The 21854-nt window shown below is 33.8% G+C and carries 22 protein-coding genes; 9 read left to right on the forward strand and 13 right to left on the reverse strand.

The window, feature by feature from the left end; genetic code table 11:
* Nucleotides 1–5 precede the first annotated feature (5 nt).
* The 3 genes from cls to ABXQ82_RS13420 are packed head-to-tail and all read right to left on the reverse strand — an operon-like array spanning nt 6 to nt 3088.
* Nucleotides 6–1460, reverse strand: a complete 1455-nt coding sequence (cls, locus tag ABXQ82_RS13410; RefSeq protein WP_367060552.1) for a cardiolipin synthase — start codon at nt 1458–1460, stop codon at nt 6–8.
* A gap of 6 nt (nt 1461–1466) precedes the next feature.
* The gene (locus ABXQ82_RS13415) at nt 1467–2387 is read right to left on the reverse strand and encodes a lytic transglycosylase domain-containing protein (protein ID WP_367060555.1); all 921 of its coding nucleotides are present in this window, start codon (nt 2385–2387) and stop codon (nt 1467–1469) included.
* Nucleotides 2388–2422: 35 nt separating this feature from the next.
* Nucleotides 2423–3088 carry an alpha/beta hydrolase gene (locus ABXQ82_RS13420; RefSeq protein WP_367060558.1) on the reverse strand — a complete coding sequence of 222 codons (666 nt, stop codon included), beginning with the start codon at nt 3086–3088 and terminating at the stop codon, nt 2423–2425.
* Between the two features lie 115 nt (nt 3089–3203).
* On the opposite strand from ABXQ82_RS13420, the gene ABXQ82_RS13425 reads away from it, so the two are divergent.
* Nucleotides 3204–3500, forward strand: a complete 297-nt coding sequence (locus ABXQ82_RS13425; RefSeq protein ID WP_367060561.1) for an N-acetyltransferase — start codon at nt 3204–3206, stop codon at nt 3498–3500.
* Nucleotides 3501–3573: 73 nt separating this feature from the next.
* On the opposite strand, the gene mtaB is transcribed toward ABXQ82_RS13425, so the two are convergent.
* Nucleotides 3574–4899, reverse strand: a complete 1326-nt coding sequence (gene mtaB / locus ABXQ82_RS13430) for a tRNA (N(6)-L-threonylcarbamoyladenosine(37)-C(2))-methylthiotransferase MtaB (protein WP_367060564.1) — start codon at nt 4897–4899, stop codon at nt 3574–3576.
* A gap of 86 nt (nt 4900–4985) precedes the next feature.
* Between mtaB and ABXQ82_RS13435 the strand changes: the two genes are divergently transcribed.
* Nucleotides 4986–6620, forward strand: coding sequence for an ABC transporter substrate-binding protein (locus ABXQ82_RS13435; RefSeq protein ID WP_367060567.1), 1635 nt, complete (start codon nt 4986–4988; stop codon nt 6618–6620).
* A 2-nt stretch (nt 6621–6622) separates the two neighbouring features.
* Here the strand turns inward: ABXQ82_RS13435 and ABXQ82_RS13440 are convergent, their stop codons facing one another.
* From ABXQ82_RS13440 to ABXQ82_RS13455, 4 genes are all read right to left on the reverse strand, one after another.
* Nucleotides 6623–6964 carry a hypothetical protein gene (locus ABXQ82_RS13440; RefSeq protein WP_367060570.1) on the reverse strand — a complete coding sequence of 114 codons (342 nt, stop codon included), beginning with the start codon at nt 6962–6964 and terminating at the stop codon, nt 6623–6625.
* A 9-nt stretch (nt 6965–6973) separates the two neighbouring features.
* The gene (locus tag ABXQ82_RS13445; protein WP_367060573.1) at nt 6974–7894 is read right to left on the reverse strand and encodes a hypothetical protein; all 921 of its coding nucleotides are present in this window, start codon (nt 7892–7894) and stop codon (nt 6974–6976) included.
* 259 nt (nt 7895–8153) lie between these two features.
* Nucleotides 8154–9329, reverse strand: a complete 1176-nt coding sequence (locus tag ABXQ82_RS13450; RefSeq protein ID WP_367060576.1) for a GlmU family protein — start codon at nt 9327–9329, stop codon at nt 8154–8156.
* A 148-nt stretch (nt 9330–9477) separates the two neighbouring features.
* Nucleotides 9478–9729 carry a type B 50S ribosomal protein L31 gene (locus tag ABXQ82_RS13455; protein WP_367060579.1) on the reverse strand — a complete coding sequence of 84 codons (252 nt, stop codon included), beginning with the start codon at nt 9727–9729 and terminating at the stop codon, nt 9478–9480.
* A gap of 156 nt (nt 9730–9885) precedes the next feature.
* Between ABXQ82_RS13455 and ABXQ82_RS13460 the strand changes: the two genes are divergently transcribed.
* The 7 genes from ABXQ82_RS13460 to ABXQ82_RS13490 all read left to right on the forward strand — a co-directional run bounded on the left by ABXQ82_RS13460 (nt 9886) and on the right by ABXQ82_RS13490 (nt 16978).
* On the forward strand, nt 9886–10419 hold the full coding sequence (locus ABXQ82_RS13460) for a DUF4199 domain-containing protein (RefSeq protein ID WP_367060582.1): 534 nt from the start codon (nt 9886–9888) through the stop codon (nt 10417–10419).
* 37 nt (nt 10420–10456) lie between these two features.
* Complete coding sequence (locus tag ABXQ82_RS13465) at nt 10457–11404, forward strand: glycosyltransferase family 2 protein (protein ID WP_367060585.1); 948 nt, start codon at nt 10457–10459, stop codon at nt 11402–11404.
* Nucleotides 11405–11488: 84 nt separating this feature from the next.
* Entirely contained in the window at nt 11489–13219 is a 1731-nt protein-coding gene (locus ABXQ82_RS13470; protein WP_367060588.1) for a phospho-sugar mutase, read from the forward strand.
* A gap of 74 nt (nt 13220–13293) precedes the next feature.
* A complete protein-coding gene (locus ABXQ82_RS13475) occupies nt 13294–15132 on the forward strand; it encodes an ABC transporter ATP-binding protein (protein ID WP_367060593.1) in 1839 nt (612 codons plus the stop codon).
* 302 nt (nt 15133–15434) lie between these two features.
* Nucleotides 15435–15977, forward strand: coding sequence for an RNA polymerase sigma factor (locus ABXQ82_RS13480; RefSeq protein WP_367060596.1), 543 nt, complete (start codon nt 15435–15437; stop codon nt 15975–15977).
* Between the two features lie 43 nt (nt 15978–16020).
* Nucleotides 16021–16527: a hypothetical protein gene (locus tag ABXQ82_RS13485; RefSeq protein ID WP_367060599.1), complete on the forward strand. Its 507-nt coding sequence runs from the start codon at nt 16021–16023 to the stop codon at nt 16525–16527.
* A 10-nt stretch (nt 16528–16537) separates the two neighbouring features.
* A complete protein-coding gene (locus tag ABXQ82_RS13490) occupies nt 16538–16978 on the forward strand; it encodes a sensor of ECF-type sigma factor (protein ID WP_367060602.1) in 441 nt (146 codons plus the stop codon).
* Between the two features lie 65 nt (nt 16979–17043).
* Here ABXQ82_RS13490 and ABXQ82_RS13495 read toward each other — a convergent pair whose 3' ends face one another.
* The 5 genes from ABXQ82_RS13495 to ABXQ82_RS13515 form a co-directional block, all read right to left on the reverse strand.
* On the reverse strand, nt 17044–17736 hold the full coding sequence (locus ABXQ82_RS13495; RefSeq protein ID WP_367060605.1) for an SCO family protein: 693 nt from the start codon (nt 17734–17736) through the stop codon (nt 17044–17046).
* Nucleotides 17723–18253, reverse strand: coding sequence for a hypothetical protein (locus ABXQ82_RS13500; RefSeq protein ID WP_367060608.1), 531 nt, complete (start codon nt 18251–18253; stop codon nt 17723–17725). Before ABXQ82_RS13500 ends, ABXQ82_RS13495 begins: the two co-directional genes overlap by 14 nt.
* 39 nt (nt 18254–18292) lie before the next feature.
* A complete protein-coding gene (locus tag ABXQ82_RS13505) occupies nt 18293–19084 on the reverse strand; it encodes a YHYH protein (RefSeq protein ID WP_367060611.1) in 792 nt (263 codons plus the stop codon).
* Nucleotides 19085–19236: 152 nt separating this feature from the next.
* Entirely contained in the window at nt 19237–20349 is a 1113-nt protein-coding gene (locus ABXQ82_RS13510) for a YHYH protein (RefSeq protein ID WP_367060614.1), read from the reverse strand.
* 61 nt (nt 20350–20410) lie between these two features.
* Entirely contained in the window at nt 20411–21838 is a 1428-nt protein-coding gene (locus ABXQ82_RS13515; protein ID WP_367060617.1) for a CotH kinase family protein, read from the reverse strand.
* Nucleotides 21839–21854 lie beyond the last annotated feature (16 nt).

Genomic DNA, 21854 nt, shown 5'->3' on the forward strand with positions numbered 1-21854 from the left:
TATAGTTAAATTAATGGCGACCACAGTCTGCAATACGATTCTTTAAATTTTTCGATTTTAGGTCTGTTTACCCATCGTTTTTGATCAATTGGTTCACAATGTTCCAAATCACCCAAGAAATGCTCTTTCAAAATTTTACTGTTTTCAATATCATAAATAAAAGCATTGACCTCAAAATTAATATTGAAACTTCTGTAATCCATATTTGAAGTGCCAACAGTTGAGAAAATATCATCTACAACCATAGTTTTCGCATGAATAAAACCCTTTGTATAACGATAGACTTTAATATCGGCTTCCAATAAATGTTCTAAATATGAATTTGTGGCATGTTTTACGACCCACGAATCAGAATTTTTTGGGATTATCAACCTAACATCTACCCCACTTTTTGATGCTACTTGGAGTGCCGTTATTATCTGGTCATTCGGTACAAAATAAGGTGTGGTAATATATACATACTCTTCAGCGGTAGTTATAGCTGTAAAAATAGCTTCCATGATATTTGCCCAATCTGTATCGGGACCACTTGCAGCAATTTGTACTCCGACATTATTTTTACAAGTGACTTCTGGAAAATAAGAGGTGTGAATTTTTAGTTTTTCATTTGAAACAAAATCCCAAGTGGTAAAAAAATTAATTTGCAATGATTTAACGGCTTCTCCCTCAAGTCTTAAATGGGTATCTCTCCAAAAGATAGGATTATTCTCATTATTTACATATTCATCGGAAATATTGATACCACCTACATATGCAATTTTCCCATCTATAACTGCAATTTTACGATGATTTCTGTAATTCATTTTTCCTGTGAAACTTGAAAATAACACGGGCATAAATGGAAAATGACTTACTCCAGAATCGTTTAGCTTTCGTTTCATACCGGAAGATAACTTACTTCCAACATCATCATAAGTAAGCCTTACTTTTATGCCTTCTTTAGATTTAGCGCATAAAATATCCAGTATTTTTGTTCCGATGTTATCATCTTCAATAATATAATATTCAAGATGAATGTGATGCTTAGCGGCCTTTAAATCTTTAATCAGAAAGTCAAATTTCTCGTTACCGTTTTTTAAAATAGCAATTTCATTACACAATGTTAATGGCGAATTTTCATTGCTATAAAGAAGCTGCACTAATTTTACCTTATTGTCAAGATAGTCATCTACTCGACGTACATCCTTGTTATCAAATTCCAATTCTTCGTTAATTGATTTAATGGTAGTCTGATTAAGAACATGCTTTCGACTGAAGATTTTATTTTTTCGATATTCTTGCCCAAATAGGTAATATACAAGCAACCCTAAAAAAGGAAAAAAGACCAAAACGATGATATAGGATAATGTTTTGGTCGGGTTTATGTTTTTAAGTACTACGGTTATAACTGCGGATATCGCTATAACATAATTGAGTATAATTAAGATATTCCAGTAATTATCTTTAAGATAGTCTAACATGACCTCTTAATTATAATAGCCTTCTTTGGGAATTTCAATTAAATACTCCTTTCTGGATTTATTATTCAAATGCGGTTCTCTCAACCAAGGGTTGTGCAATTTTAAAATCTTGTAGTTAACGCCAAATTTTTCGGCAAACTTTGTAAAATCGGTTACGGCTGTATCTACTTCAATTTTAAATGTTGGTACATTAGAGTATAAATCTTTCTCTCTAAAATTAAAACCATATTTATCTGGGTGAGATAATATTTCTTTAAGTGCCACAATTCTAAACAGATAACGTCCCGTTTCTTCGCCTAACAACAAATCGTAATAATTGGTTACATTTTGTTCTTTTAAGCGTCTTGAGACTCCAGCATTTCCAGCATTGTAAGCAGCAGCTGCCAATGTCCATGAGCCTAATTTACTTTTAGCTTCCAACAGATACTTGCAAGCTACTTCTGTTGCTTTTTCCAAATTATAACGTTCATCAACATTCTTATTTACTTCTAAGCCATTTTCCCTGCCCGTAGCAGGCATAATTTGCCAAACACCTCTAGCTCCAGCAGGCGAAACCGCATTGGTTAAGCCACTTTCTATAACTGCCAGATATTTAAAATCGTCTGGCACACCATGTTTTGCCAAAATAGGCTCTATAATAGGAAAGTACTTTTTAGCGCGTTTAAACATTAGTAATCCGTTAGATTGCCAATACGTATTTACCAAAAGCTCGCGATCCATACGCTCTAAAATGTCTGGATTTTTAAGCGGCATGGGCTCTCCAGCAAATGCTAAATTTTCTGGGATTTGTAATGCATACACATTATAGTCATTAATTAATTTCTTTTCGAAATTTTCATCGGTAGGTGCGTCTTGGAGGGCATACGTAAATAACAAACATAAACTTAGTAATCCCACAAGCGCCAATAATTTTTCTATGGTCTTCATCTTTAATAAGTTTGGTTTAAAGGTAAAATTTTTTCTTAGTTTTCTAAAATTATACGTGGTAAATTATCATTGAACCACTTGTATTTGTAGATAATCATGGCATGAGTCCCATTTTTTACTGTTATGCAATTCGAAATATTTTTAATGGGAAAAACAGCATCTTTATCACCGTGAATATGGATAATTTCCGAAGTGCATTTCTGTTGGCCCCAATGTAACATCTGCTCTATTGCCCAATCTAAATATTTACTATCGCTAACCGATAAATACATTTTGTAAAGGTTCAATCGCTTTTTGATTTTATTACTGTAAGCGTATTTTGCAAATAAGTCCACACTACTCGCCAATCGTGTTGGCAACAATTTATAGACTTTAGTTGTTTTGGCGATATGCATTCGTTTTGGTAATTCCGAAACAGATTTTACACTAGAAACGATAATGAGCTTTTTTACACTAACATATTTACACATTTCTTGAACCAACACACCTCCAAAGGAAACACCTAGTAACACAATGTTTTCATGTTTGATATGTTTGGCCATCCTTTGTGCATAATCGCTTAACGATTCGTTTTTCACAGGAACAAACCACTCTAATAAATGAATTTTAAATTGATTTTTGGGCAATTTTATATGCTCGAAGATTAAAGGGCTAGCAGCCATTCCCGGCATTAAATAAACATGTATTATCTCTTGACTCATAAGGTTTTAACCTTAAAATTAATTACATTATCAATTTTTTTTTGTACTTTTGCACAAAGTTAGAGAAATAGTACTCACTATTTTTAGATTTCTAAGAAATAAAACAAAATTTACCATGGTTGAAACTGCAGAATTAATTGACAATGATTTTTTACGTCAATTTGAAATAAAAATTGATGACCATTTGGCAATAATTGAATATTCTTTGCAAGAACGAAAGATTTTTTTAACCAAATTGATAATTCCTGAAGGGATTGAAGATGAAGGATTTCAAAAAGAATTTTTATCGGCTGTATTTGAACAAATTGGAGAACGTAATTTAAGCGTAATGCCTACATGTCCATCTATTGCTAAGTTTGTAAGAGGTAATAGAAAATATAAACGCATGCTTCCTGTTGGCGTTAGGATATAACTAAGTGAGACGTTAGACGTTAGACGTTAGAAAAATATAAAGTCTGAAGTTAACGCTTTAGGCTTTTTTTATTTTATAGCACTAATGATTTCACAAACTCAAATCGCACCAAACCGTCCTTATCAATTTCAGTCAATTCAACCTCATACAAAGTATTCACTAGTTCTGGATTCCAAGGACTTTTAACCTTTACATAGTTTTCAGTAAATCCGTGAATATAACCTTCCTTGTTTTCGCTTTCAAACAAAACAGTTCTAGTTGTTCCTATCTGACTTTCATAAAACGCACGACGTTTTTTAACAGATAATCCTCTCAACATTTTACTGCGCTTACTTCTTACACCCTTCAATACCACACCATCCATAGACGCAGCCTCTGTATTATCCCTTTCAGAATATGTAAACACATGTAAATATGAAATATCCAATTCCGTTAAAAAATGATACGTCTCTAGAAAATGTGCATCTGTTTCTCCAGGAAAACCTACAATAACATCCACCCCAATACAGGCATGTGGCATGACTTCCTTTATTTTTGAAACCCGATCTACATACAACTCCCGCATGTAACGACGTTTCATCTTCTTAAGAATGGCGTTGCTCCCAGATTGCAACGGAATATGAAAATGAGGCACAAAAGCTCTAGATTGAGACACCAAATCTATGGTTTCATTTTTTAATAAATTAGGCTCTATAGATGAAATTCTTAAACGCTCAATACCCTCTACCTTATCAAGTTGGGTCACTAAATCTAAAAACGTGTGCTCATGTTTTTTATTACCGAACTCTCCTTTTCCGTAATCGCCTATATTAACGCCAGTAAGAACAATCTCCTTAATATTTTGTTTTGAAATTTCTCGTGCATTCTCCAAAACATTTGCCATGGTATCACTTCGAGAAATACCTCGTGCTAGCGGAATTGTACAATAGGTGCATTTATAATCACAACCATCTTGCACTTTTAAAAAAGCTCTGGTTCTATCTCCGATAGAATAAGATCCAACATAGAAATCGGCATCTTCTATTTCACAGGAGTGTACTTCTCCAAAATCATTTTTGGATAAATCGTTTAAATAATCTGTGATTTTGAATTTCTCGGTGGCACCTAACACTAAATCAACACCGTTTACATCAGCCAATTCTCGAGGTTTTAATTGCGCATAACAACCTACTGCTGCAACAAAAGCTTCAGGATTTGCTTTTTGTGCTTGTTTTACAATGGTTTTAAAACGTTTATCAGCATTTTCGGTTACAGAGCAAGTATTAATCACATAAATATCTGCTTTTTCAGAAAAATCAACGCGACTAAATCCTTCGCCTGTAAAATTTCTTGCAATAGTAGAAGTTTCTGAAAAATTCAGTTTGCAACCTAATGTGTAAAATGCGACTTTTTTGTTCATTATATTTTCATCCTGAACTTGTTTCAGGATCTTTTAAAAATTATCTTTACTGCTAAAAGATTGCAAATTTACAACTAATAACTTATATGATAAAACGTATAAAGCATCAAATAATTACCTATTTATCAGTTGGTTGTATCACTCTTTTATTTATTTCCTGCGGAAAAGACAAAAATTCAAATAAAGACCATCTTGTTTTTCGGTACAATGAATTTGCAAACATAAACACGCTAGACCCTGCGTTTTCAAGAACCTTGCAGGATAATTCGGTTTGTAATCAACTTTTTAATGGGTTGGTTCAGTTAGATGAGGAATTGAATATTTTACCCTGTATTGCCAAAAATTGGACGATTTCTGAAGATGGACGCAAATACACATTTTCCTTAAGAAACGATGTCTATTTTCATAAACACCATTTATTTGGAAAAGATTCAACAAGAGCCGTTGTTGCAAAGGATTTTGCATATAGCTTAAACCGATTGCGAGATGAAAAAGTTGCAGCTTCTGGAAGTTGGGTCTTAAATAAAGTTGATGATTTTAGAGCAATAAATGACACACTTTTTGAAATTACCCTAACACAACCTTTCCCTGCTTTTATTGGTTTGTTGACCATGAAATACTGCTCGGTTGTTCCAGAAGAAGTGGTTGCACATTATGGCAATGAATTTCGTTCGCACCCCATTGGCACAGGGCCTTTTAAATTTAAACGTTGGGAAGAAAACATAAAACTGGTTTTTAGACGCAACGAAAATTATTTTGAGAAAGATGACCAAGGAAATAGTTTACCATATTTAGAGGCTATCGCGTTAACATTTTTACCCGATAAACAAAGTGAGTTTTTACAGTTTGCACAAGGAAATATTGATTACTTATCAGGGTTGGATGCTTCTTATAAAGATGAACTGTTAACTGCCGACGGACGTTTAAGAGCTTCTTATGCCGAATCTATTACTATGAATCGGGGACCTTATTTAAACTCTGAATATTTAGGTTTTTATCTGGATTCTGAAACTCCCGAAATACAATCCAAACTCATTCGAAAAGCTATTAATTATGGCTTTGATAGAAAAAAGATGATGATTTACCTGAGGAATGGCATCGGGAATCCTGCCAACGGCGGTTTTATCCCTATCGGCCTTCCCGGACACAGTAAGTCTATTGGCTTTACCTATCAACCTAAAAAAGCAAAACAACTTATTGAGCAATTTAAAAAAGAAAGCGGTATTGCCAATCCCCAAATTACATTGGTAACTTCCAGTAATTACCTCAGTTTTTGTGAATTTATTCAACGGGAATTACAAAAATCAGGATTAAAAATCAATGTAGATGTCATGCCCGAAGCTACTTTAAGATCTTCTCGTTCTAGCGGAAAGGTTGATATGTTTAGAAGTTCTTGGGTAGCAGATTATTTAGATGCTGAAAATTATTTATCCATATTTTACAGTAAAAACTTTACGCCTGATGGTTCTAACTATTTTCATTTTAAAAATGATATGGTTGATAGTCTTTACAATAAAGCTTTTACCATTTCTGATATTGAAAAGAGAAAACATTTATATACTAAAATTGATTCTATAGCCATGGAACATGCTATTATGGTGCCTTTGTTCTATGATGAAGTGGTTCGGTTTACTCGAAAAAATGTAAAAGGATTAGGGATTAACCCGATAAATTTGTTGGATTTGAGGTATGTGAAGAAAGACAAGAATTTCCCGAATTAACACTAGTTAATTTCTGAGCTTTTGCCAATATCCTCTATTTCATCTTCAATAATAGCATTCACTTTTCTCCAATGATTTTCTAACAGATAATGAAACAAACAAGCCAACCCAATTCCAAATGGCATCTTTAAAACCCCAACGTTCAATAATGAAAAGAATATATCACCACCTCGATAATTAAAATCTCCTATAAAATAATAAAATACGGCACCTCCCAAAAACAAACTTCCGATATAGAAAGACAGAATACCAAGAAAAGTGTACAACACCTTATTTTGATTATATGCTCTAGCCAACTTAAAAAAATATTTCCCTATAAAATAGACGCATATTGATCCAATCATATATAAATATTACTCAACAATAAAATAATAAATATCATCATCGCCTTGCCCTTTAGGTCTTTTAGAAACGAAATAGCCAGACGTTCCATCGGGAAACATAATCAAAGAAAAATCATCTTTAGTGCTATTGAATGGTTTTGGTAGTTTTTCAGCTTTGGCAAAAGTGCCATCTGCTTTCATTTTGCTTTTATAGATATCATAACCTCCTAAGCCTTTAGAATTATTTGACGAAAAATACAATGTGTTATCAGCGCTAATTGTTGGAAACATTTCTCGACTATATGAGTTTACTCTAGATCCTAAATTTTTAATCTTTCCGAAGGTATTATTTTCTAAAACTTCAACTTTAAAAATATCTGAACCACCTTTGGTAGTTTCCCTACCTCCTTTAACATTGGCAGTAAAATATAATGTTTTACCATCAGCACTTAAAGAAGGATGTGCATAAGAAAATCGGGGCTTACAAAATGGCAGGACTTTAAAATTTGTAAAACCAACGCCTGTTTTAAACTCACCTACTTCAATGTGAAAATTTGCTTTATTGAAATCTCCCTTAGGTCTGTTTTTAGAAGTATATGCTGTAGTAATATAAATAAGATTTCCATCTGGGCTTAAAGTTGCACTTGTAATACTGCCTAATTCGGCATTGGGGTCGATTGCAATTTTGGCGACGTTTAAAATATCGCCTTCCTCGTTAATAGTACCTTTGTAAACGGTAAGTATGCCTTCGCCACTAAAAGCGACTTTAACCTTGCCTTTTCTATTTAGCAAATATGATGTGAAAACAATTTGATTTCCATTGGTGTGCATAATACCAAAATGAGGATATTCATTATTGATATTTACATTTTTAACTTGGTATTTTGGATCTTGGGAAAATCCAAAACTTCCTAATAATAACAAAGAAATACAAAGTACAGATTTAAGCATGTCGAGGGATTTGCATTACAAATATACAAATGTTTTGCACACGTTTACATCAAACCCTTTAGAAATGAGACTATTACTTTAAGAAAGCTGTAATTAAGATTTAACTTCCGTCGAGACCGTAACTGTGACTGTAGGTGCTATTACACGGAGTTTCACTAAGAAACGCAGAGACTCAAAGAGAAAGAAGACACGGATTTCACGGATTTGCACGGATTAAAAAATAGTGCAACTGAGACTGAGACCGAGACTGTAAACCAATCTACTCTCGTCTAAATTTTTTAGTGTCTTCAAAAACGTGTTCTAATATAGCCTCGTCTTGTTCTGTGAGTTCTAGTTTTCGTCTAGCCATAACAACTTTGGCTACTTCAAATGCTTTTTTGGTTAAATATGTGGTATATCCACCACTTCCTCCCCAGCTAAAACTAGGCACGAAATTCCTTGGAAAGCCGCTTCCAAAAATATTTGCGCTAACGCCAACAACGGTGCCCGTATTAAACATGGTATTGATGCCGCATTTACTATGGTCGCCCATCATTAAGCCACAAAATTGCAAACCGGTTTTAGCAAAACCTTCAGTTTGGTAATTCCATAAGCGAACCTCAGCATAGTTGTTTTTTAGATTTGAATTGTTGGTATCTGCTCCTAAATTACACCATTCTCCCAAAACGGAATCTCCTAAATAACCATCATGACCTTTGCTGGAATAACCAAAAATCACCGAATTACTAACCTCGCCGCAAACCTTACTGACAGGTCCTATTGTTGTTGGTCCATAAATTTTTGCGCCTAATTTAATAACCGCACTTTCGCATAACGCTAAAGGCCCGCGTATCATGGAACCTTCCATAATTTCAGCATTCTTACCAATATAAATGGGCCCACCACTGGCGTTTAGTGTTGTGAATTCTAATTTTGCGCCTTTTTCAATAAAAATATTTTCCGGCGCTATAATGTTATTGCTTGAAGGAATAGGTTGCGATGTTCTATCCTTAGTAATTAAGCTAAAATCTTCCCGAATGGCTGCTCCGTTTTTTGAAAAAATATCCCAAGTGTTTTCTATTATTATGATATCTTGAGCAAACTCGATAGCTTGGTAGTTTTCAAAATCAATATCCTCTTGTCCTTCTTCTGCATAAAACGCAATAACATCTTCATCTTTAAAAATAGCTTGGTTTTGTTTTAAATCCTTTACCATTTCAACTAACTCCATATTTGGAAGGTATGACGCATTAATCATTACATTTTCTTCCATTTCAACCATTGGGAATTTTTCAGATAAATAATCCTCTGTAACCGTAGTTGTAGTCGTTTCAAGATAGGATTCCCATTTTTGGCGAATAGTTAAAATTCCAACACGAATATCGGCTACTGGTCTTGTATATGTAAATGGTAATAGATTATTTCTAGAAGGGCCGTCAAAAAGAATGTAGTTCATTTTAAAGTTAGAAGTTAGAAGTTAGAAGTTAGAAGTGAAGCACAACAACTTTAACAAAATTATATATCAAAAGTAGTTTAAAAACAGACAATAAAAAAGCCCTTCAATAAAAATTGAAAGGCTTCATTATATTATAGTGATACCAAGTTTATTTTTTAAACTTAGCGTACTTATTTTTGAACTTATCAATACGTCCTGCAGTATCTATTAATTTAGATTTACCCGTATAAAAAGGATGGGACGTTCTTGAAATCTCCATTTTCACTAGTGGATACTCAACACCATCAACTTCTAAAGTTTCACTTGTATTTGCTGTAGATTTTGTTAAGAACACATCGTCGTTAGACATATCTTTAAACGCTACAATTCTATAATTTTCTGGGTGTATATCTTTTTTCATCGCTTTTACGCTTTAAATCTTATTTTTTTAGAGGTGCAAATTTAAGTATTTTTTATAAATTCACAATACATTTTATATTTTATTTTCATATAATATGTAACGTTTTAATATCTTTAAACACTAACAAACCAGCTAATCACTAAAAAAATAAATATAATGGAAAATTCTTTAAAATCGATTGCTACTAATTATGGGTTGTACTTGGGTGTAGCATTAGCTTTATTAACAATTATTACATATGCTGTTGACATTGGTCTATTTGTTAATGCAGTTTATGGTATTTCATTATATATAATTATGATAGTTTTTGGAATTATTGCAATAGTAAATACAAAAAGGTTTTTTAATGGATATATTACATTCAAAGGTGCATTTACATCCTACTTCATTACCATTTTAATTGGTTTATTAATAAGCGCATTGGTATCCTTCATCCTATTTAATTTTATCGATGTTGAATCTTCTGAAATATTAAGGGATAAAGCTATCGAAAAAGTAGTTCAAACACTTGAAGGTTTTAACGTTCCAACTGAAACAATTGATGAGACTGTTGAAAAAATGGAATCCGAAAATCTTTTTTCTATTGGCAACGTTATACAAAGTATAGCCATAAATTATTTACTGCCACTTACAGTAATTGGTCTCATTGTAGCAGCTGTTATGAAAAAAAATCCCCCAGAGGCAGAATAATTTCAGTATTTTTGAACTTTATTTTGAAACTCTATAAATGCATATATCCGTAGTTATACCACTACTTAACGAAGAAGAATCTTTAATTGAATTACATAATTGGATTGCAAAAGTGATGCAGTCCAATCAGTTTTCGTATGAAATCATTTTTATTGATGATGGCAGTACCGATAATTCTTGGAACATTATTTCTGAATTATCTAATAAAGACAAAAACGTAAAAGGGATCCGATTTTTAAGAAATTTCGGAAAATCACAAGCACTTCATGCGGGTTTTGCAAAAGCCGAAGGCGAAGTAGTTATTACTATGGATGCCGATTTACAGGACAATCCAGAAGAAATTCCAGAATTATACACTATGATAACCTCAGGTGGTTTTGATTTAGTTTCTGGATGGAAAAAAAAACGTTACGATGCTGTTATTTCTAAAAACCTACCGTCTAAACTTTTCAATTGGGCTGCAAGAAAAACATCAGGTGTAAAGTTGCATGATTTTAATTGCGGACTTAAATCGTATCGTAAAGCACTTGTAAAAAATATTGATGTTAATGGCGAAATGCACCGTTACATTCCTGTTTTAGCAAAAAATGCGGGTTTTAGCAACATAGGTGAAAAGGTAGTACAGCACCAAGCCAGAAAATATGGCGAAACTAAATTTGGTATGGATCGGTTTATCCATGGTTTTTTAGATTTAATTACCATTTGGTTTTTATCGCGTTTCGGAAAACAGCCTATGCATTTATTTGGGGCTCTGGGAGTTATCATGTTCGCGATTGGATTTGCATTTGCTTTTTATTTGGGGATAGACAAATTGTTCATTAATCCTTACGGAAGATTAATTACGCAACGCCCTCAATTTTATATCGCACTTTCCACAATGATTATTGGCACCCAATTTTTTGTTGCTGGCTTTTTAGGCGAACTTATTTTACGCAATAGAGCAGATAAAAAACGTTACCTGATTAAGGACGAATTGAATTTATAATCATTAGCCCCCTCTAAATTAACTGATAATAACCCTATAACAACAACTGAATTTCTTATTTTTGTAAGGATAAAAACTAAATTTATGATACACATCGAGCCAAAAATTTTAGACCGAATTAACTCCTGGTTAACACCAGCTTTTGATACTGAAACGCAAAACACTATAAAAGAGAGTATTGCGAACAACCCAAAAGATATTCAAGAAAGTTTTTATAAAGACTTGGAATTTGGTACTGGTGGTATGCGAGGTATTATGGGCGTTGGCACTAATCGTATTAATAAATATACGCTTGGTAAAAGTACTCAAGGATTGAGTGATTATTTACAAAAGCAGTTTCCAAACGAAACTCCAAAAGCAGTTATAGCTTATGATTGCAGACATAACAGTAAAACGCTTGCAAAACTTGTAGCGGACGTATTTTCAGCCAACGGTATCGAAGTGTATCTTTTTGAGGATTTACGTGCTACACCTGAATTGTCTTTTGCAGTAAGACATTTAAACTGCCATTGCGGTATTGTATTAACTGCTTCACACAATCCTCCAGAATACAACGGTTATAAGGTATATTGGCAAGATGGGGGACAATTGGTGCCTCCTCATGATGGCGCGGTAATCCAGATGATTAACGATTTAGATTATGCCGATATAAAATTTGAACCTAATAGTGATTTGATTCATTATATAGGTAAAGACGTAGATGACGTGTTTATTGAAGCTTCAGTCGAAAATGGATGTGTTGGGGCTTCTCAAGATGCCAAGGATAATTTAAAGATTGTATTTACATCGCTTCACGGTACTTCTATAACGGCTGTTCCAGAAACATTGAAACGCGCAGGCTATAAAAATGTTCATATTGTAAAAGAACAGGAAAAACCAGATGGCGGCTTTCCAACGGTAAAATCTCCAAACCCAGAAGAACCTGCTGCTTTAAAAATGGCACTTGAATTAGCTGATGAAGTTGGCGCTGATATAGTTATTGGAACCGATCCTGATTGTGATAGATTGGGTGTAGCAGTTCGTAATTCTGACAATGAACTACAATTGCTCAACGGGAATCAAACCATGGTAATGATGACCGATTTCTTATTGAAAAAATGGAAATCTGACGGAAAAATTAAAGGAAAGGAATTTATTGCAACTACCATTGTGTCAACGCCGATGCTTACTAAACTCGCGGAGAGCTATGGTGTGGACAACAAAATAGTTTTAACAGGTTTTAAATGGATTGCAAAATTGATTAAAGACTTCCCTGAATTAAATTTTATTGGTGGTGGCGAAGAGAGTTTTGGTTATATGGTTGGCGATTTTGTTCGCGATAAAGATGCCGTTACCTCTACCCTATTAGCTTGCGAAATTGCGGCAATTACCAAAGCCAATGGCAGTTCTTTTTATGAAGAATTGATTAAACTTTATGTTGAGCATGGCTGTTTCAAGGAGAAATTAATCTCATTAACTAAAAAAGGGATTGAAGGGGCAGAAGAAATCAAGCAAATGATGACAGATGCACGCGAAAATCCTTTAAAAATTGTGAACGGCTCTAAAGTTGTAAAAATTGAAGACTATGATTCTGCGACTTCAAAAAACATGATTACTGGAGAGAAAACCTCATTGGATATTCCAATGTCAAACGTGATTATTTATTATACTGAAGATGGTAGCCAAGTGGCGCTAAGACCTAGCGGAACTGAGCCAAAAATCAAGTTTTACGTTAGCGTGAATTCTGAACTGGATGCCATGGAAAACTTTAAGTCAACCGAAGCTAAATTAGACACCAAAGCAGAAACCATCTTAAAGGACATGAATCTTATTTAATGAAGCATTATAAAATTATTTTAAAATATTTAAACATGTTACATCTAACCTTTAAAAACAATAAGAATCATTAGATGAGTCATTTTACAAATATTTTAAAGTACGCAAAGCCGTATAAAAGTTATGCCATAGGACACATTATTTCTAATGTGTTTTTTGCTTTATTCAGTACACTTTCAATGGTTGCGTTAAAGCCAATGCTTGACGTGATTTTTGGAAAGGAAATTGCCGCCGCTCCGTCTCAACCACCACAATGGGAAGGGCTCTCGGAACTTGGCACCTATGCTGAAGACTTTTTAACTTATAATATGAATGTCTTTACTGGCGGCGACAAATCTAAAGCACTCCTTTTTGTAATTGGCTTAATTATCATTATGTTTTTTTTTAAAAACATTGCTGGTTATTTGGCAAATTATTTTCTAGTATTTTTAAGACATGGCGTTATAAGGGACATAAGAAACAAGGTTTATAAAAAAACTATTGAACTGCCACTGTCCTATTTATCAGATCAAAGAAAGGGAGATATTTTAGCACGAGTTACTAACGATGTACAAGATTTGCAATATTCGTTTTTATCGGTTTTAGAACTCATCGTTAGAGAGCCTTTAACCATTCTTTTTACCGTTATTGCGATGGTGTATATCAGTCCGCAATTAACTTTGTTCGTTTTTATTTTTATTCCAATTATGGGCATTACCATATCAAGAATTGGTAAAAGTTTAAAACGTAAATCAGATCGTGTTCAAAAGGAACAAGGTGTCTTTTTATCCACGTTAGAAGAAACTTTAACAGGATTACGAATTATAAAAGGTTTTAGTGCTGAAGAAAAATTCAACGCTAATTTTCAAGAATCTACAACTAGATTTTATCATTTTTCGAATAAATTGTTGAATCGTCAAAATTTAGCGTCTCCGGCAAGCGAGTTTTTGGGTATTTGTATGATTGCTGTAATACTGTGGTACGGTGGTAATTTAGTACTTAGTGGCGATGCAGGTTCAATGCTGGATGGTAGTACATTTTTAATCTACATGGGCTTGTCTTATAATATTTTAACACCTGCCAAAGCCATTTCACGCGGACTATATAATGTTAAAAAAGGTGGTGCAGCCGCAGAACGAATCCAAGAAATCATTGATTTACCAAATCCTCTAAAGGATAAACCGGATGCAATTGTTAAGGAAGGTTTTGATTTTGAAATCGTATTCAAGAACATATCCTTCAAATATAAAGATGAATATGTGCTTAAAGATTTCAGCCTAACAATTCCTAAAGGAAAAACTGTGGCATTGGTTGGGCAATCTGGAAGTGGAAAATCTACTATTGCAAACCTTATCACGCGTTTTTATGATGTCAATAAAGGTTCAATTCTTATAGATGGGATAGACATAAAAGATTTAACGACAAGTTCCTTACGTCAACAATTAGGTATTGTAACGCAGGATGCCATTCTATTTAACGACAGCATAAAAAACAATTTAAAACTAGGAAAAGAATCTGCAACAGATGAAGAAATTATAGAAGCGCTGAAAATTGCAAATGCCTGGGAATTCGTTAAAGATTTGCCCGAAGGCATTGATACTAATATTGGCGATTCTGGAAACAAATTATCCGGCGGACAAAAACAGCGTTTAAGTATTGCAAGGGCAGTTCTTAAAAGCCCACCTATCATGGTTTTAGATGAAGCAACCTCAGCTTTGGATACCGAAAGTGAACGTTTAGTACAAGTCGCTTTAGAAAACATGATGAAAAACAGAACTTCGATTGTTATCGCCCATAGGCTTTCAACCATTCAAAATGCAGATGAAATTGTAGTTTTAAGTAAAGGGGAAATTGTTGAGCAAGGAAAACATGATGAACTTATTGCTAAAAAAGGTGTCTATCAAAAGCTTGTTCAAATGCAAAGTTTCGAGTAAAATTCAGAAAGACATTCAGGTATAAAAAATAAAAAAGGATAGAGATTTGGGGCAACTATCCTTTTTTTGTTCATGTCAGACTTGGGGACGACTAACATATATAAGTAGGTTTCTGGTACAAACTTATAATAAAACTTCTAATACCACAAGAAAAAATGTATTTAATCGAACATATTTACACTTAATCGATGAAATTAATTTTAAATATTTGATTATCAGTTAATTAATAATTTCTGATATTTTTAAATATTTTCGCTTTAAACTTTTACTATATTTATTAGTCCAACATCTAAACAATATTTGTGGTTGACGAAGCACAACTAGTAGCACAATTACAATCTGAACAACATAAGGAAAAGGCCTTTAGAGCATTACTATCGCTTTACAAGGAACGTCTCTATTGGCATATTCGAAATATTGTAAAATCTCATGATGATGCTGATGATGTGCTTCAAAATACATTTATAAAGATTTATAAAAACATTCATAACTTTAAGGGCGATAGTAAATTATTTTCTTGGATGTACCGGATCGCTACAAATGAATCTATAACCTTTATCAATAAAAATGCGAAACGTTTACGGATTTCGAGTGAAGAAGTGCAAACATTGGCCATAAATAATTTAACGTCCGATGTGTATTTCGAGGGCGATGCCATTCAACTAAAATTACAAAAAGCCATTGCTACCTTACCGACGAAACAACAATTGGTATTTAATATGAAGTATTTTGAGGATATTAAATATAAAGACATGTCTGAAATATTGGAAACAAGTGAAGGTGCACTCAAAGCATCCTACCATATTGCAGTAAAAAAAATAGAAGCCTATTTAACTAACAATTAAACCTTTTGATTGATTTTTAGTCAAATAAGCAATACGAATTAAAATGAAAAACGAAAATTTACATCATATAAAGTCAACCGGATTTAAAGCTCCTGATAATTATTTTGAGTCTTTCGATGAAAAGATTTTAAAAAAATTGAATATCGAAAGCAATTTAGCTGATATAAAAGCTACTGGATTTAAAATCCCTGATGGTTATTTTGAAACCTTGGAAGATCGTATTATCGGCAAAGTATCTGATAAGAAAGAAACAAAAGTGATTCCGCTTTCCAGCAAGAAAACCTTTATTTACGTGTCCAGTATTGCTGCGGCAATTTTGTTGTTATTTAATCTTTCTATTTTTGATTCGAAACCCTCTTTTGGTAGTTTAGAAACTGAAACCGTTGAAAATTACATTATAGATGAAAACATAAGTTCTTATGAAATAGCTTCGTTACTTACGGAAGAACAAATGAACGAGGACCTTTTTATAGACTATAATTTGGATCACGACAATCTTGAAGAATATCTATTGGATAATGCAGATATTGAAGTATTAATGATAGAATAAAACAATTAAAATGAAAAAATTACTCCCCATAGTTCTGCTGTTAGTGACATTAAACATAACAGCGCAACACAAACACAGAGAACGCATAAAAGCACTTAAAGTCTCTTTTATTACTGAAAAATTAGATTTATCGGCTAAAGAAGCGCAACAGTTTTGGCCTGTTTACAATGAGTTTGACAAACAAACATTCAAAATTAAATTTGAAGACATAAAATCCGTTCGAAAAGAAATCCGGGAAAATAGTGACACAATGACCAACGAGCAAGCTAGTGCAATTATAGCTAAACTCAATGATGCCGAATCACGTATGCACAAACTGCGCATGGATTTGTCTAAAAAGCTTTTGGAAATACTTCCCGCGAAAAAAATAATTCTGCTTAAAATAGCCGAAGACGATTTTAAAAAGAAAATGCTCGAAGAGTATAAAAAACGTAGAAAAGAGAGAGGTTAATGCTTCTCCTTTTTTTTATTGTTCTCGACAATTTCTTTTAGGAAAAAAACGAGCTATCAATCACATCAAACTTCCTTCTTAAGTATCTCTATATGTCGTTTTAAGCGCTCGACATCAATGGGTAAGGTACCGTTATAAACACCTCGTATATAACCATGTTTATCTACTAAAACGAAATTTTCGGTGTGTATAAAGTTACTTTCATCTTGTGTTTTTGTAAAATCTTCATCAGCAAAATAACCGTTTCTTGCGATGTTATAAAGTGCATCTTTATTGCCAGTAACTAAATGCCATTTGCTAGAATTTACATGATGTTTTTCGGCATACGCTTTTAATAAAGGCACAGAATCCCGCCATGGCATCACGGTATGGGACAGCAACATGACGTCATTATCTTCTTTATAAGCGTCTTGAATAGTTGCCATGTTTTTAGTGAGTGTTGGACAAATACCTGGACAGCTCGTAAAAAAGAAATCGGCGATATAAATTTTGTCCTTATATGTTGTATTTGTAATGGTTTCTCCATTTTGATTTACAAAAGAGAATTCTGGAATTTTATGCTTTGGAGTTTCCCATTCTGGAGTAAAATCTGCTGAATTGAAATAGGGCAATTTTGTTATTTTATGAGATATATTTTCTCCATCCTTTCCTTTGCATGAAAACGAAAGGATTAAAATCAATATACCAAAAAGACATTGCGTTCTTTCAATTCTTGAGATTCCTGACTTCGCAGGAATGACGGTTTTATTTAATTTCATCTTCATTCTCTTTTACAGTATAACATTTTTTTAAACCTATCAATCCAAAACGTTCGCCGTTTACAACTTCATAATTGGCTTTAATGGTGCCATCATTTTTCCACATACGTTGACTTCCCAATTCTTTTCCATCGACATAGTTAAAGTCTCTAAAAATCTGTGCGTTCTTGTACCATTCTTTTACAATACCATGAAATTCCCCTTTTTCATTAAAATGATATTCAAACTTTTGAGTGCCATCTTGCCACCAAGATTTATGAATTCCCGTTTTAAAACCTTCTCTATAAAAACGTTCAATCATTTTATCTCCATTTCTATACCATTGGGTTTCCAAACCGTGCTTCTTTCCGTCTGCATATTCAATTTTAGACTTTAGGTTTTCAGGGTCATAATAAGAAACCAATATGCCTTTAAAAGGTACTTCGTCATAAAATAAAATACCATTATCCAGCTTCAAATTTATATCCAAAACATCTACAATTTGTGAGGTAGAAGACGTATTACAACTAAAAGTCATCAAACAAATTAGGGCGATATATAAACTTTTCAATTTCAATTAACGAGAAATATTTCCAGATGTTCCAAAATAGCCGTTACCATTTATATAGGGATCTTCACTTGTAATGTGATAGTGATAAATACCCTCTGGGAAATCTGGTGTTACTGAAGCATGTCCGTGATAAACATCTAAATCGCTATTCGTAATGGTTTTGCCATTTTCAACAGGACCATAAACGGGAAATCCATCTGCCAACAATCCTAAAAAAGCATCTTCTCCAAATTCCTGAGTGAGATATGTGGGCTCGATATGATAATGGTACTGATCTCGACCTGTTGGATGTCCTAAATACTGATCGAAAGAATTAATTTCGTTGGTCAATGGCTGATCTGGGCCGGCATATTGATTAAAAAACACCACACCATTTCTTGAAATACCAATAGGTCCTAAAGGTGTTGCTTGTTTACTTGTTGCTTCTTTTGGATTTAGAGTTATTGTAAATACAATATTTTGCTCTGCTATTTCATTTGGGTTTTTATTCCAACTTGAGTTCGTCCCATTATAAGCTTCATAAAGTGGATTGTTTGTTGGCCAATACGGACTTGTATGATTTGGTAAATCGGCAGTTGTAAATGTTACCGTGTTTCCGTTAACGGCGTACGACAAACCTGTACCTTCAAATTTAGAAAGGATAGCACTAATATCATAATCAGTATCACCAAGCATTTCTTCTTCCTCTTGCATTTCGTCGCCAGCACTATCATCGCTACTACTGCACGATATAAGCGCAAAAACGACTAGAAATAATAGGCTTGCAATAATCTGTGGGCTTTTAAATATCTTTTTCATGTGTTTATAATTTATTGTTTTTTCATTGGTCACATGCAGCATCCATTTAATCTTTCCCTTGGGTGGCAAAACCCTGCCATGGATGTTTCATTTTCTCTAGTTTATTTATTTAGATGCGTTACCCAAAAAAAACTTGCGATTATATCGAAAATTTATCGGTTTCTACGTCGTCTCCCCTTCTGTATTACTTCTTTTTCTAATTCTTCTTGAGTTAAATACCCATCATCATTAGTATCTATTTCAGAAAAATGAGCCTTTAGAGGCCCTTTGATTTCATTTTGAGAAAGCTTTCCGTCTTTGTTACTATCCATTTGTTTAAAATGATCTTCTCCCCTTTGTCTTCCACCGCTACTATTACCTCTTTGTGTTTCTTGAGCAACTTCCCCCATTAAACACCTACTCACATAAGGAAACTCATTGGTCACCAAATACATGTATTTTCCAGCAATGCTAATACCGTTACATTCATCTAAATCCCCCGTGCCTTCAACATATTCAAAATCTGATGTGTATGTGCCATTGTGATGACCATCTACTGCAATATCTAAAGTTTTTTTAGGATTGGTATATGTACAATTTTCGCCCTCGCGAGTACCCTTTACTAATTCATAACTTGGTTTGTAAGCACCGCTTTTTGAGTAATACATCGGGAAACCATCATGTGCAAAACCTACATGCACTAAATCTTCGCCTGTATCAAAATTTTCAATAACTGATGTTGGACTTCCATGATAATGATAAGCACCTGTCGGCTGTACGTGAGCGTTATTAAAATCAAGACCCAAATTTATCATATCTTGAAAAGCTTCAACACGGTAGTTTTCTCCTGTATCACAAACCACAACCTCGGCAGTTCCTGGCTCAAATTTCACGCCATTTAAAGCTACCCCAGGTTCTCTAACCCATTGAGGGGTTCCTGTATATTTTGGATTTACAGGAAACGAATACGATTTGTTTTGTGCCGAAATAGTATTTGGGTTTCCTTTTCTTGGATATTCTCCTGTTTTATGATTTGGTAATGCATTGGTTACCATTTTGCGGGTTTCACCATTAACAACTACAGTTGTTTTAGTTCCAAAATTCTCATCATTGAGGCTGTAATCTCCAAAATAAGCATTCTGTTGCATTGATGTGTTTTCTCTTGCTTGGGAATGAGAATGATTTTCCTCATGATCATGATGATGCATATTAGTAGCTACATGGCTATTGCAGGCCAACAACACACTTGCTGCAATAATTCCTATGACACAAATATATTTACTCATAACTTTAAGATCTTTTGTATTGGCCATTTAGATGCAGTTTCAGCATAAAACTTGTAATATATTACTTATTTAAGTAACTGTTTACAGCTGATGTTCGTGCTGAAACATGACTTTTTAACTGATTAACAGCCGTTTGAAAATCAGCAGGCGAATTTAAAAATGTATATCCTGAAACTTCTGAAGTTGCATATGGCTCTACTAGAGCAGAATATGAATCATAAAGCGTTTGCATACTACCCGTATTAAAAGCACCGTCTATAACTTCTTGAAGATACGTTTCGTATTTAGCTCTGTAAACTTCATCTTGATACATATATCCAATTATAGGCCATTGTGCCGTATTCAAATCTGAAAAATCCAATGCTAATGAACCTTCTCTTTTTCCATCTTGTAACGCTTCATTATTATCCCAAGGAATCCAAGTTAATTTTTCAGTATCTGGATTATTGTACAAAAAATAATTATGTGTCATACGCCCATAGGTATCCCAATTTTGAATGACGGTATTTACTGCTAAGTATTTTAAAAACACGTCCGTATCAAAAACGGTTTCTAGGTTTGCTCTCCAAGTTCCGGCATCTGTAGTTCTAATATTATCATTAATGGCCGTTAATAACGCTTGGACATCCGAGAAATCAGCCTCATCTTCATTGGTTTTTTTCTCATACTCACCTTCATCAAACGTGCCTGCCGCAAAACTTGCCGCATCGCCATCTGGCTTGTATAAATTACCATCATCATCAGAAAACTGCTCATCTATAACCGTATCGTCAACTTCTTCAACTAAAGTATATAACCCAAAATATTGAGGGCCCTCGCCATAATCTACATAAAGCGTATAAAATGCCGTATGAGACCCTACCAATCCTGCATTTCTAAATACGTCACCAGCCACTTTTTCGCGTAGCATAGACCTGTCGTTAAAATTATTTTTAAGGCTTAATTTTTTAAAACCATAAAATCGTTGGTTATCAATTTGTGGATAATCATCTTCAAACTCATCAAAATCTAATTTGAATGATAACTTTAAAATCCCATTTCTCCAACTGGATTGTAAGCTAGAGTTTCCTTTAAAGCGCACACCTACACGATACCATTGCTTATCGTTATAAAACACCTCGGCGGGCACAAAAATTGGATTTTCATCGGTTTCAATTAAACCGCCACGTCCACCAGAACCAAAAGTGCCATACGTTGCTGTCATATCATTCAACATACTTTGCCAACGCGCTTCTGCAATAACTATGTCTAGTCTTTTTACAGTATTGTCTTCAAAAACCTCGCTAAAATCCGGGTCTGCACTTTTACTATGCGTTGCATCTGTCCAATCTGTAGCTTCGAAATCTGTATCATCAATAACAACTTCTTCTTCCTCTTCCATTTCAACTTCTCCCGATGTGTCATCATTACTACATCCAATAACACATAATGCGAACATTATAAAAATTGATGTTTTAGATATCGATTTAAGTTTGTTTATTATTTTCATATGCTTAGGTTTTAGT

This window comes from Algibacter sp. 2305UL17-15 (assembly GCF_040720935.1).
Classification (GTDB): domain Bacteria; phylum Bacteroidota; class Bacteroidia; order Flavobacteriales; family Flavobacteriaceae; genus Jejuia.